This window comes from Pseudomonas sp. R4-84 (genome assembly GCF_054130985.1).
Map to the genome: position 1 here is coordinate 3,617,486 of NZ_CP096390.1, position 12,065 is coordinate 3,629,550.

Sequence of the window (12,065 nt, forward strand, 5' to 3'; positions counted from 1 at the left end):
GGCCGATGTCGATCAAACATGTTTTCAAGCGCACCGGCGGCTGGCTGTACCTGAACACGTCCATGGGTCGCCATCCATTGCGTGGCGCCGGCGTCATTCTGATGTTGCACCGGGTATTGAACAACGACCGCGCCGCCGAGCTGCCCCACCGCAACGAGCTGTGCGTGGGGCCCGAAGCGTTCGAACACCTGTTGATCTGGTTGCAACGGCATTTTGAATGCGTGCCCTTGATGACCTTGCTGCTGGCCGACCCGGAAAGCGTTCCCGACCGTCCTCGGGTGGCCCTGACGTTCGATGATGGCTGGCGTGACAACGCCATGAACGCCTTTCCCCTGCTGCGTCAGTACCAGGTGCCGGCGAGTATTTTCCTGTCCACCGATTTCGTCGGCAGTCGCCAGCATTTCTGGTGGGAAAGCATCGGCGAAACCCTGTGGGGCAGCCACGGGCAAGTGGCGCGGCATTCGCTGATCGAGCACTTGCAGCACGTCGGCCGGCCATTGCCGGTGCTGCTCGACGACATCGACGACGAGCGCCGCAGCCTGGCGCTGCTGCATTACCTGCAAAGCCTCAAGACGCTCGAACCAAGCACTTTGAGCGACCTCACCGAAGCCTGCCCGCAAGGCTCGCAACCCCAGGCGCTGGATTGGCCCCAGGTGCGTATGCTTGAAGATTCCGGGCTGATTCGCTTCGGCCCCCATGGCGCCAGCCACGCGATTCTGACCGGGCTGGACGATCAGCGCCTGCATGAAGAACTGACCCGCAGTTGGACCGCGCTGGAAAATGGCTGCGCCCAGCCGCTGCCGGTGTATTGCTACCCCAACGGTGACAATGATGTGCGCGTGCGCGAGCAGGTGGCGGCCCACGGTTTTCCGTTCGCCCTGGGCACCGAGGCCGGGCTGTATCGCCACGACGGCGACCCGTTGAACCTGCCGCGTTTCGGCGTCAGCCAGCGCAACGCCCATCACCCTGAATTGCTCGCCTGGCGCATTCGCCGAGGAGCCCGTCCATGAGCCGTGCACACTATCTCAAGCATTTGGCGCTAAGCATGGGCACGCGCCTGGCGATGATCGGCCTGCGGCTGTTGCGCAATGTGTTGCTGGCACGAATCCTGGGGCCCAGCGAACGCGGACTGTTCGCGCTGCTCAGCACCCTGCCCGACCTGATCAGCGCCGCCACCAGTGGAGGCCTCAATTCCGCGGTGGGTTACCAGGCGGCGCAGCAGCGCTCCATGGGTCTGTTGCTTTGCCAGGTGTTGGTTTTCGGGTGTCTGCTGGCCGGGTTGCTGACACTGTTGGTGGTGGCGCTGGCGCGTGAGTTCGGCGCTGAGCTGGACATCACCGCGCAGCTGGGATTGCTGGCTTGGCTGTTGTTGCTGGCCGTCCCCCTGACGGTGCTCAAGAGCGGCCTGCTGACATTGCACAATGCTTCCGGCGGCGTAGGCGCGTTCAATGCGCTGCGACTGATGGAATCCCTGGCGCCGTTGCTGCTGTTTGTAGCGCTGTTCTGGATGTGGCAAGACACGGCGCTGGAGGCGGCGCTGATCAGTTGGCTGGCGGGCCTGAGCCTGGTGGTGCTGGCCGGCTGGATGTGGTTGCGGCGCGATCATGTGGTCACCCTGCGCTGGGATCGCACCGGCCAGAACGAACTGTTGCGTTATGGCGCCCGTAGTCATCCGGACCTGTTGTTCCAGCAAGTGATGCTGCGCTCGGATTTTTTGTTCATTGGCGCATTGCTGGGCAGCACGGCGCTGGGTCACTACGCCATGGCCAGCGCCGCGGCCGAACTGCTGCTGATCGTGCCCGAAGCGGTCACCACGCCGCTGATGAAACGCCTGCTCCAGCAAGACACCGACATGCAGCGCCTGACCCCGCTGGCCTTGCGCCTGACTGCTACGGTGATGCTCGGTGCCTGCCTGGGCATGGCGCTGATTGGCGAATGGCTGATCATCACCCTGTTCGGCGCCGCCTATCAACCGGCGTACCCGGCGCTGTTGGCGTTGCTGCCGGGATTGTTCGGTCTGTGCTACGCCAGCATCTTGCGCCTGGACCTGCTGGGCAAGAACCGTCCCGGCACCGTTTCACTGCTGATGGGCGTGGGCGCGCTGCTGAATCTGGCCCTGAACCTGATCCTGATCCCGCGCTACGGCATCGTCGGCGCTGCCGCCGCTTCCTCGATCGCCTACCTGGGCGTGACCTTGGCGCTGCTGACAATGTACTGCCGTCTCAGCGGTGTGGCGCTGTGGCAGACACTGATCATCCTGCCCAGCGATTTGCTGCCGATGCGCCAGATGTTGTTGGGGAAATCCGCGTGAATATCGTCGCCCGCCAGACCGCCATCGCGAGCAAGCTCGCTCCCACAGGCGCCGGTTGCGTCCAGCCGAGTTCCCCTGTGGGAGCGAGCTTGCTCGCGATGGCGGTGGGTCAGCTTGCTGTGATGATGAAGCTAACCGCCTCTTCGCGAGAAGGCTGGCTCCCACAGAGGAAAATGGCCGCGGGTCTATGTCTTCTGGTATTGGCCACCTCGGCCCATGGCGCGTCCATGCACTGGACCAACATCCGCGACGGCAGCCTGTATCTGCAAACCGATCGCCCGGACCAAGTGACCGTCCGCTGGGTTCCGGCCTGGCAGGCCGAGGCCAATACCGAACACCTGTATCTGCTCAACGGACAAGGCCGGTTAGTGGGTGAGCGCCTGGTCAAGGCTGCCCAAGTGCGCGGCGAGCAGCAATGGCCGCTGTTGCCCGGGGCGGCCAGCTATCGGTTGGAGATCCCCGGCTACAGTTTCCGGCGCTATACGGTCGAACACGATGCCCGCACCCGCGCGCTGTTCGCCCCGGCCAAAGTGCACTTCAGCTCGGAAACACACGATGGTGATGAGCTTTATTTCAAAGTCGCAGCCGGCGAACAGGCTGTGCTGGCCGGCAAATTCCACGGCGGCGTGCGTGCGCTGCAAGCCCGGCGCGTTGCCGATGGCAAGCAGGTGCAACTGAACCTCAAGCCCTACCGGGCCTATTGGCAATTCGACACAGTGGCCCTGCCGGTGGCGGACGCGGACCAGGTCTGGCGCCTGCATCTGCAAGGCAACGGCAAGGCGGCGTTCTGGCTGGACGGCACCGCCAACCTGTTCGCCCAGGACCCGGCGCAACTGCAGCCGCTGCGCCAGGATCCGGGGCGAACCCACCTGACGCTTCACGCCGATGTACTCGGCACGACTCCAAAGCTGGGGATGTCCCTGCCCTACGTACTGCCTCCGCCCTCCAGCTACGCCGTGCTCGATGCGCTCAACCCCCGGGCGGCCAGCTATTACAGCCTCGTCGATGTCACGGCGGCCAAGGCCGATCATGAGGACGCGTTTCGACGTCTGTACCAGGATCGCTTTGGCATCACCCAAGACATCACTCTGCTCGCCGGCAGCCAGCGCAGGGCCGATCTGCAAGCCGACCGGACCAGCGGCAACGGCCTGCAAGCCTGGCTCGAATCGACCCGCGCCCTGGGCGGCAAAGGCATCCACTATCTCAGCTTTGCCGATGAGCCGAACCTCAACTATCCCGACTTCGACAGTTTCCAGCAGGTGTTCCAAAGCCTGTCCGCCCAGGTCCGCGCCAACCCTGCCAACAGCCGCGCCGGCGTCCGCATCGCCATACCGGCCAGTTCGCGGTTCACCAACGGTCCGTTGGCCGAGAACGCCGCAGACAAACGTGGCATCGACTGGGCACGACGGCTGCTGGAAACATCGAGCGCCCAGATCGACGCCCTGGCCTGGCATGAATGGATGATCCGCGACCTGCTGGCGACCCGCGTCTATCGCAACAGTGTTCGTCGGGCCGCCAACCTGGTGGGACTGGACAACCAGGGCCGGCCGCGCAAAGCCTTGCTGCTGGACCAGACCAATATGTCCAGCGGATCAAGCCTCAGCCCTTACGACCAGGAAACCCATTACGCCGCCCTGTGGTGGACGTCGGTGGCCATCAACGCCTCGGCCGACGGCTGGCTGGACATGCTCAACTGGTTCATGTCCGCCGACGAACCGGAGTACCCCAAGGGCATGGTGCGGATACTGGACAACCAACGCTTCGAGCTCAAGCCGGTGGGGTTGGTCCAGCAATTCATCCAACAGCATTGGCTCGGCCAGGTGCTGCGTCTGGACAACGATGCGTTTGAGGTCGATGCACTGGCCATGGCCAACGGCCTGGAGCGCAGCCTGCTTGGCGTGAACAAAAGCGTCCGGGCCCATCAAGTCAGCCTCGACGGCATGACCTGTCCGCAGCCCGGCGCTGCCCTGGTTTATTTCGGCCCGGACAACATCAGCCGCAACGTTCCATTCGAATGCAAAGCCGGCCAACTCGGTTTCCTTTTGCCAGGCGAAACCGTTTTCGCCCTGAGCTGGACGGCCTCTGTTTTTCCTCAACCCGCCACCCGTCAGGAGGCACCATGAAAGCTCTGCAAAAATTGCGCGACCGCATTCAGAAAAAAGGCTTGCGCTCGGTTATCAAACTGCTGGTACGCCGCTTCGTGTTCTTCCATTCGCGACTGGTATGGCTCGAACACGATGTAAGGATCCCGCTCAAACCGCATAACCTGCGGCCCTACCCACCGGTGCGCCGCGAGTTCATCACCGTCAGCAATGCCGATGCCTTCGCCACGCATTTCGGCGACCGTGTCGAAACCATGCGCGAGTTGGCAGCCGAAGGCTATACAGGGTTCATGTACCTGGATGACAAGGGCAACACCGTGGGTTTTGCCTGGGCGAGCACGCGAGACTATTTCGATCGCCATTTCTATCGCTGCTGGTTTCCGGTCAAGCCCGGTGAATACTTTCAGTTCGGTGGAGAGATGACCCGTGCCTACTGGGGTTCGCAGCTGTCGGCGGATGTCCAGGCGGACGTTTGGAAAGTCATGGCTGACCAGGGGTGCAACAAGATGGTCGATGTCTGCGACCTGGAAAACACCCCGGCGATCAAGATGCATATACGCATGGAGTTCGTGGAGCGTGGGCAGATCACCCATGTGTACTGCCTGTTTGGACGCTTTCGGTTTTTCCGCGATACGTTCTACACCGGCTCGGTACTGGACGCCTTCCGTAAACCGGCTCGGCCGGTTGCATCGACTGCGACGGCTTGATGCTCATGGCGATCCGGTTCCAATGGTATGGCTCTCTGAGCGCGGCGGATTTCCCTGTAACGGCTTTTGAACAGCTGCGCGCACAGGTGACCGACGCAACGCCGTTCAACACCTTGGCCTGGCTGCAAGCATCGGAGTTCGCGCTGTTGCCCGACCAGCAGTTGCATGTGCTGCTGGGCTGGCAGGACCAGGACCTGCTGCTGTGCCTGCCATTGATCAGCGGACAGGAGCGTGTCGGCGGCCTGCGGTTCCGGGTCTTGCATCACCTGGGTTACCCCTTGGCCGACCGTATCGCCTTACTGGCGCGCCTGGACGCCGACGGCATGGGCCAGGCGCTGACGCAGATCCGCCAGTATTTACCGCATGCGCTGCTGCAATTGAACGAAGTGGTCGAGCCGGTGGGCGAGCAAAGCGTGCTCAGTGCATGGATGGCGATGAGCTCCACCGGGGAGCGGCGGCTCAGTTGCCGGGTTCCGGTGCACTTGATCAGTGCCAGCGATCACCAGGAAATTTCCGGCGACCCACGCTACAAGTTGCGCCGGGCGCGCAAGCGAATCGCCGCGTGTGGTGCACAAATTCGCCGCATCACGCCGGACGCCATCGGCATGGGGCCGCTGCTGCGGACCCTTGCCGAGGTGGAGGCCGCCAGCTGGAAAGGCGAGGAAGGCGTCGGCATTTTCGCCGACCCCAGGCGTCGGCAATGGATGAACCATGCCTTCACCGCCCTCGCCGCCCAAGGCCTGGTGCGGGTGGTGACGCTGGAGCTGAACGGCGAATGCATCAGCTATCGCCTGGGCCTGCTGGATCAAGGGCGACTATACGACTACAACCTGGCGTTCCTGCCACAGCACGCCGACCTGGGCAGCGGCCGCGTATTACTCGAGGAATGGATTCGCTGGGGGCTGGACGACAACTGGCGGTGGATCGACGCTTCACGGGTCAGCCTGGAAAATTCGAGCCATCAACTGCACGAACGCATGACCGGACAACTGGAACATTGGCGTTGGAGTTTCTATTCCTGGCAGCCCGATGGCCTGCTCATGGGATTCGCCTTGCGGCTATGGAAAAGCCTGAAGCCTTGGCTAGGCAAGCGCCGGGCCAGACCGACCGCGACGACGGCCTCGTCCTCTTCCAAGCGCCAGGAAAACACACATGCCTCGCCAAGTGATCATCAACGCTGACGATTTCGGACTCAGCCTCAGTGAAAACGAACTGATCCTGCGGGCGTTCGAAGCAGGCGTCATCAGCTCCGCCACCGCCATGGCCAACATGCCGGCCTTCGACCAGGCCTGTGAACTGTCCCGACACCCGTTGCTTGAAGGACGCATCGGGTTGCATTTCAATCTCAGCTACGGACCGCCACTAAGCCAGGCAATCAGGGCGCGACGGAGGTTTTGCAATGCCAACGGCGAATTCGACCTCAACCTGTCACGCTACTGCCTGCACTTGGGAGCAGCCGATCTGGCAGCGGTGCAAGCAGAACTTCAGGCGCAATGGCAGCATTGCCTGGACCGCGGCCTGCGCCCCAGCCACCTGGACTCGCATCAACACGTGCATAACATCTGGCCCGTCGGAGAACTGGTGGCACGCTTCGCAGCGCGACAAGGCGTGCCTATGCGCCTGGCACGCAACCTCGGCCCCAACCTGAGCGTGCCCAAGCGCATCTTCAAGACGCTGCTCAACCATCGTCTGCGCCAGCTCTGCGGCGCAACCGCCGATTACGTCTGCACCCCGGCGGACCTGCACCACGCCGCACCGCCGGTCCATGGCTCGCTGGAAGTGATTGTCCATCCACTGGAACTGGACGGGGATTTTGGCGATGCCAGCCTGGCGCCTGGCAATTCATTGACCCAAGTGCTTCAGCGGCGCCTGGCGGGGGTGCCAAAGGTCGGGTATGGCGAGAATGGCCGCAGGTTGGCGCTGGTTGAATTTGGGGATGTGCACTGAAGGGGCACGTGGCGAGGGAGTTTGCTCCCTCGCCACGGAGGGGCGTGTGTCAGTGGTGCAGGCTTGCCCGCGCCAGCGAGGCGCGGCGATCGATGGCTTCGCGCAGTCGACGTTTTTGCTCCTCCCATACGTCGGCGTCGACCCGGGCCGAACGCATCAATGCGAGCATCGCTTGCTTGGCGTTGACGTATTCAGCCCATGCATCCCGAGCCTTGAGCCGGAGTCGTTCTTCATCGCTCATGTCCATGCGCCGCAGGGCCAAGGCGCATTCGTCCTTGATCAAGGGGCCCAGGGTCGTCTGGATCTTGTGCGGTGCCTTGAAACCTGCCGTACCGGCGACGATTTCCCGCGCCCGGCCCAAGCCCCACTCCAACGCCTGGCACAGCGGCTCGCGCATGCTCCGGTCATGGAATTGCTCGACCCAAACGGCGCCGTTCGGACGATAGACACAGACGAAGACCTGCGTGACGGACTGGTGATTGATCCTCGCCTGGACCTCGACATGGGTGCCGTCGTCGAGGATTTCTTCATGGTTGCGGCCCGGCAGCCGACTGTTCACCCAAAGCCAATACTGTGCGCTTCTACGTCGCATCCCGTCGCCCTCCCCTAAGGAACAGGCAGTAAGGCACACGGGTGGAGTAATTTCCAGTTGCGCAAAGGGCCCTCCGGACGAATGACAGGCTTGCCTAGCGGTCGAGCTTTTTCTCCACTTGAGCCACCTCGTCCTGCAGTTTTTCGGCATCCTGCTCGTGGCTTTTGATCGACTTGGGCGTGATGGTCTTATCCACCTTGTCGGTCGCCGGATCGGGGTGGTGAACGTCGCGCTCCACCACTGGCACCGGGGCGCCGGTGGCATCCTTGGCGGGTGCATGATTGTCGGCTTGGGTTTGTCCTTTGGAATGTTCGTTCGTCATGGCGTCGTCCTCGGTAAGGATGGATATTGAGTTTCGAGTGGGACGAAACGGCGAGAGTTCGATCGGCTTGCACTCGCCCTCCCAAGGCAGAGCGAGGCATCCAGTGGCAAGTTGTCCGAAACTCCTGCGCGCCCCTGCGCGAATCTGCTAAAAGGCAACTTCTGTTACCCGTAGCGAATCGCATCGATGCCTTCTTTATTCTCTCGTCTCAAACAGCGCTGGCTGGCCTGGTCGTTCATGGTCGCGATAGTGGCCGGTTTGCCGGTGGGCTGTGCAGTGTTGCAACACAAGGAGCGCGAGCTGGTGTTTCGCATCGAGCCGGGGACGGCGAGCTGGTTCAGTGGCCTTCCCAGCGGTGTGCAGGAATTCGATCTCAAGCCCAAGCAGCTCAGGGCCGGGGAAAACATTCACGGCTGGTGGTGGCCGGCCGAACGCAAGGACGCGCCGGCCATCCTGTACCTGCACGGCGTGCGCTGGAACCTGACGGGCCAGTTGTTTCGCATCCAGCAGCTGAGGGCCTTGGGCTATTCGGTGCTGGCGATCGATTACCGTGGCTTCGGCAAAAGCCAGGGCGACCTGCCATCGGAATCCAGTGTCTACGAGGACGCGCGAATCGCCTGGGAGCGCCTCGAAACGCTGCAACCGGACCCGGCCTTGCGGCTGATCTACGGTCATTCACTGGGCGGTGCCGTCGCGGTTGATCTCGCTGCGGATCTGGCTCAGAAAGCCGCGAGCAGTGGCAGCGCCGTACCGGCCAGGGGCCTGGTGATCGAATCCACGTTTACGTCGTTGGGTGATGTCGCCACCGCGATGGCGGACACATCCTTGCCGGTGCGCTGGTTGCTGTCGCAGAAGTTCGATTCCATCGACAAGATCGGCCAGATCAACATGCCGCTGCTGATTGTCCATGGCGCCGCCGACCGCTACGTACCGCCGCGTTTCAGCGAGCAGTTGTTCAACGCCGCCCGTGAACCCAAGCGTTTGCTGTTGGTGCCAGGAGCCACGCACAACAACAGCATGAGCCTGGCGGGCCGCACGTATCGCCAGGCGCTGGATGCGTTGATGAAACCCCAGCCAACACCGGTGGCCAAACACGCTCAAGCAAGCGCCGCCAAGGCGGGTTGATGCGCAAATCCCACGGGGGATTGGTTTTGAGTTCAAACTCGCGAAAAAAACGGCACCTTTCGGTGCCGTTTTTTCATTGCCGTGCAGCGTTATTTACGCGCCGCTTCCCACGATTTCAGCAGCTCGGTGTAGCTCACGGTTTCACCTTTAGGCTTCTCGTTCGCCAGTTTCGGCTTCGGTGCGCCCGGCTGATCGAACCAGTATTGCGCGTCGCGCTCAGGGTTCATCTTAGGTGCGCAGGTGGCTTGAGCCTTGGAGCGTTCCAGACGCGTCATGATCGCGTCCTGGTCCTTGGCCAAGCCATCGAGGGCTTGTTGTGGAGTTTTCTCGCCGCTGGCCGCTTCGGCGATGTGGCTCCACCACAACTGCGCCAGGCGTGGGTAATCCGGCACGTTGGTCCCGGTCGGCGACCATTGCACGCGGGCCGGGCTGCGGTAGAACTCCACCAGGCCACCGAGCTTCGGCGCCAGGTCGGTCATCGCTTGGGAGTTGATGTCCGATTCGCGAATCGGCGTCAGGCCAACGATCGTCTTTTTCAGCGACACGGTCTTGGAGGTTACGAACTGTGCATAGAGCCAGGCCGCGAGGCGCTGTTTCTCAGGCGTGGACTTCATGAACGTCCAGGAACCCACGTCCTGATAGCCCAGCTTCATGCCCTCTTCCCAATACGGACCGCGTGGCGAAGGCGCCATGCGCCATTTCGGCGTGCCGTCGGCGTTCACCACCGGCAGGCCCGGCTTGGTCATGTCGGCCGTGAAAGCGGTGTACCAGAAAATCTGCTGGGCGATGTTGCCCTGGGACGGCACCGGGCCGGATTCGGAGAAGGTCATGCCCGCCGCTTCCGGTGGCGCGTACTTCTTCATCCAGTCCACGTACTTGGTGGTGGCGAACACGGCCGCGGGGCCGTTGGTGTCCCCGCCACGGGTCACGCTGGAGCCCACTGGATGGCAGTCCTCGACGCGGATACCCCACTCGTCCACTGGCAAACCGTTGGGCAGGCCCTTGTCGCCGCCGCCGGCCATGGAGAACCAGGCATCGGTGAAGCGCCAGCCCAGGGACGGGTCTTTCTTGCCGTAGTCCATGTGGCCGTAGACGCGCTTGCCGTCGATCTCCTTGACGTCCTCGGAGAAGAACTTGGCGATGTCTTCATAAGCCGACCAGTTCACTGGCACACCGAGCTCGTAGCCGTACTTTTCCTTGAACTTGGCCTTCAGGTCCGCACGCTCGAACCAGTCGGCGCGGAACCAGTACAGGTTGGCGAACTGCTGGTCCGGCAGTTGATAGACCTTGCCGTCCGGCGCGGTGGTGAAGGAAATGCCGATGAAGTCCTTCAGGTCCAAGGTTGGCGAAGTGAAATTCTTGCCTTCGTTGGCCATCAGGTCGGTGATCGACTCGGTCTTGCCGTAGCGAAAGTGCGTACCGATCAGGTCCGAGTCGTTGACCCAGCCGTCATAGATATTCTTGTCCGATTGCATCTGGGTCTGCAGCTTCTCCACCACGTCGCCTTCCTGCAGCAGGTCGTGGGTCAGCTGGATCCCGGTGATTTCGTTGAAGGCCTTGGCCAGCACCTTGGATTCATACTCGTGGGTGGCGATGGTTTCCGACACCACGTTGATTTTCATCCCGCGAAACGGCTCGGCCGCCTTGATGAACCACTTCAACTCTTCGAGCTGCTGCTCGGCTGTCAGCGTCGACGGCTTGAATTCACTGCCGATCCATTTTTTAGCGGCGTCTTCATAGGCGTCGGCCCAGGCCGTAGCGCTCAGCCCGCTGAGTGCCAGCGCGGCTGCCAATGAAACGCTATGTCGCAGCTTATTGTTTTTATCGAACATAGAGACCTCCTGTTTGGGTTTAAGAGCCTGATCGTCGAGCGACTAGCCCCACCGCATCACTGCCAACAGCCACACCAAAGACAACGCGAACGCTATCCAGATGCTCCAGTCGGTGGCGCCGATCACCAGCAGATGCAGGTAGGCGCTACCGAGAAGACCGATAAACAACCGATCGCCACGGGTGGTGGCAATCGGCAGGAAACCACGCCGAGGGATACTCGGCGAACGCAGTTCCCATGTGGTCATGCCTATCAACAACAAGGCGATGACACCAAAAAACGCCGCCGTCGGGACGGTCCAGTTCATCCATTCCATCATCGACTCCTCAGACCCGGCCCAGGGCAAAGCCCTTGGCCACATGGTTGCGAACGAACCAGATCACCAGCATGCCCGGCAGGATGGTCAACACCCCCGCCGCCGCCAGCACGCCCCAGTCGATACCCGACGCCGACACCGTGCGCGTCATGACCGCCGCGATCGGCTTGGCATTGACCGAGGTGAGCGTGCGCGCGAGCAACAGTTCGACCCAGGAAAACATGAAGCAGAAAAACGCCGTGACACCGATGCCGGAGCCGATCAACGGGATGAAGATCTTGACGAAGAACTTGGGGAAACTGTAGCCGTCAATGTAGGCGGTCTCGTCAATTTCTTTTGGCACCCCGGACATGAACCCTTCGAGGATCCACACCGCCAGCGGCACGTTGAACAAGCAGTGAGCCAGGGCCACGGCGATATGGGTGTCGAACAGGCCGATGGACGAATACAGCTGGAAGAACGGCAACAGGAACACCGCCGGTGGCGCCATGCGGTTGGTCAGCAGCCAGAAGAACAGGTGCTTGTCCCCCAGGAACCGATAGCGGGAAAACGCATAGGCCGCCGGCAACGCAACGCCCAGGGAAATCACCGTGTTCAGGCTCACGTAGTACAGCGAGTTGAGGTAACCGGTGTACCAGCTCGGATCGGTGAAGATCACCTTGTAGTTCTGGAAGGTGAAATCCTGCGGCCACAGGGACAGGCCGCCGAGGATCTCGGTGTTGCTCTTGAACGACATGTTCAGCAGCCAGTAGATGGGCACCAGCAGGAACAGGATGTAGATCAGCAGTGGAATCAGCTTTCTCTTGCTCATT

The 12,065-nt window shown here is 62.0% G+C and carries 12 protein-coding genes; 7 read left to right on the forward strand and 5 right to left on the reverse strand.

Translation table 11 applies throughout. The features are described 5' to 3' along the window. The first annotated feature begins 5 nt into the window (after positions 1–5). From M1D68_RS16495 to M1D68_RS16520, 6 genes are all read left to right on the forward strand, one after another. Positions 6–1,010 (forward strand): polysaccharide deacetylase family protein, encoded by a 1,005-nt coding sequence (locus M1D68_RS16495; protein WP_420765788.1) that lies wholly within the window; start codon positions 6–8, stop codon positions 1,008–1,010. Beyond that, positions 1,007–2,311: a lipopolysaccharide biosynthesis protein gene (locus tag M1D68_RS16500; protein ID WP_434559711.1), complete on the forward strand. Its 1,305-nt coding sequence runs from the start codon at positions 1,007–1,009 to the stop codon at positions 2,309–2,311. Before M1D68_RS16495 ends, M1D68_RS16500 begins: the two co-directional genes overlap by 4 nt. Before the next feature lie 227 nt (positions 2,312–2,538). After that, positions 2,539–4,434, forward strand: coding sequence for a hypothetical protein (locus M1D68_RS16505; protein ID WP_420765787.1), 1,896 nt, complete (start codon positions 2,539–2,541; stop codon positions 4,432–4,434). Then, positions 4,431–5,120 (forward strand): GNAT family N-acetyltransferase, encoded by a 690-nt coding sequence (locus M1D68_RS16510; protein WP_420765786.1) that lies wholly within the window; start codon positions 4,431–4,433, stop codon positions 5,118–5,120. Before M1D68_RS16505 ends, M1D68_RS16510 begins: the two co-directional genes overlap by 4 nt. 5 nt (positions 5,121–5,125) lie before the next feature. Continuing rightward, on the forward strand, positions 5,126–6,301 hold the full coding sequence (locus M1D68_RS16515) for a GNAT family N-acetyltransferase (protein WP_434606705.1): 1,176 nt from the start codon (positions 5,126–5,128) through the stop codon (positions 6,299–6,301). Continuing rightward, the gene (locus M1D68_RS16520; protein ID WP_457967785.1) at positions 6,273–7,067 is read left to right on the forward strand and encodes a ChbG/HpnK family deacetylase; all 795 of its coding nucleotides are present in this window, start codon (positions 6,273–6,275) and stop codon (positions 7,065–7,067) included. Before M1D68_RS16515 ends, M1D68_RS16520 begins: the two co-directional genes overlap by 29 nt. 49 nt (positions 7,068–7,116) lie before the next feature. Here M1D68_RS16520 and M1D68_RS16525 read toward each other — a convergent pair whose 3' ends face one another. Further along, on the reverse strand, positions 7,117–7,659 hold the full coding sequence (locus M1D68_RS16525) for a hypothetical protein (RefSeq protein ID WP_434606710.1): 543 nt from the start codon (positions 7,657–7,659) through the stop codon (positions 7,117–7,119). A 94-nt stretch (positions 7,660–7,753) separates the two neighbouring features. Next, the gene (locus tag M1D68_RS16530) at positions 7,754–7,981 is read right to left on the reverse strand and encodes a hypothetical protein (protein ID WP_420765782.1); all 228 of its coding nucleotides are present in this window, start codon (positions 7,979–7,981) and stop codon (positions 7,754–7,756) included. A gap of 186 nt (positions 7,982–8,167) precedes the next feature. Between M1D68_RS16530 and M1D68_RS16535 the strand changes: the two genes are divergently transcribed. Continuing rightward, entirely contained in the window at positions 8,168–9,106 is a 939-nt protein-coding gene (locus M1D68_RS16535) for an alpha/beta hydrolase (RefSeq protein WP_434559717.1), read from the forward strand. Positions 9,107–9,195: 89 nt separating this feature from the next. Here the strand turns inward: M1D68_RS16535 and M1D68_RS16540 are convergent, their stop codons facing one another. From M1D68_RS16540 to M1D68_RS16550, 3 genes are read right to left on the reverse strand one after another with little or no spacing between them, the layout of a single operon-like run. Next, positions 9,196–10,938: an ABC transporter substrate-binding protein gene (locus M1D68_RS16540; RefSeq protein ID WP_420765776.1), complete on the reverse strand. Its 1,743-nt coding sequence runs from the start codon at positions 10,936–10,938 to the stop codon at positions 9,196–9,198. A 42-nt stretch (positions 10,939–10,980) separates the two neighbouring features. Beyond that, positions 10,981–11,253, reverse strand: coding sequence for a DUF2160 domain-containing protein (locus tag M1D68_RS16545; RefSeq protein WP_030142071.1), 273 nt, complete (start codon positions 11,251–11,253; stop codon positions 10,981–10,983). 10 nt (positions 11,254–11,263) lie between these two features. Next, on the reverse strand, positions 11,264–12,064 hold the full coding sequence (locus M1D68_RS16550) for a carbohydrate ABC transporter permease (RefSeq protein WP_420765775.1): 801 nt from the start codon (positions 12,062–12,064) through the stop codon (positions 11,264–11,266). Position 12,065: the final 1 nt, after the last annotated feature.

Coding starts and splice junctions, on each gene's coding strand:
- M1D68_RS16495 (WP_420765788.1), top strand. CDS start 6: ATGTCGATCAAACATGTTTTCAAGCGCACCGGCGGCTGGCTGTACCTG.
- M1D68_RS16500 (WP_434559711.1), top strand. CDS start 1,007: ATGAGCCGTGCACACTATCTCAAGCATTTGGCGCTAAGCATGGGCACG.
- M1D68_RS16505 (WP_420765787.1), top strand. CDS start 2,539: ATGCACTGGACCAACATCCGCGACGGCAGCCTGTATCTGCAAACCGAT.
- M1D68_RS16510 (WP_420765786.1), top strand. CDS start 4,431: ATGAAAGCTCTGCAAAAATTGCGCGACCGCATTCAGAAAAAAGGCTTG.
- M1D68_RS16515 (WP_434606705.1), top strand. CDS start 5,126: ATGGCGATCCGGTTCCAATGGTATGGCTCTCTGAGCGCGGCGGATTTC.
- M1D68_RS16520 (WP_457967785.1), top strand. CDS start 6,273: ATGCCTCGCCAAGTGATCATCAACGCTGACGATTTCGGACTCAGCCTC.
- M1D68_RS16525 (WP_434606710.1), bottom strand. CDS start 7,659: ATGCGACGTAGAAGCGCACAGTATTGGCTTTGGGTGAACAGTCGGCTG.
- M1D68_RS16530 (WP_420765782.1), bottom strand. CDS start 7,981: ATGACGAACGAACATTCCAAAGGACAAACCCAAGCCGACAATCATGCA.
- M1D68_RS16535 (WP_434559717.1), top strand. CDS start 8,168: ATGCCTTCTTTATTCTCTCGTCTCAAACAGCGCTGGCTGGCCTGGTCG.
- M1D68_RS16540 (WP_420765776.1), bottom strand. CDS start 10,938: ATGTTCGATAAAAACAATAAGCTGCGACATAGCGTTTCATTGGCAGCC.
- M1D68_RS16545 (WP_030142071.1), bottom strand. CDS start 11,253: ATGGAATGGATGAACTGGACCGTCCCGACGGCGGCGTTTTTTGGTGTC.
- M1D68_RS16550 (WP_420765775.1), bottom strand. CDS start 12,064: ATGAGCAAGAGAAAGCTGATTCCACTGCTGATCTACATCCTGTTCCTG.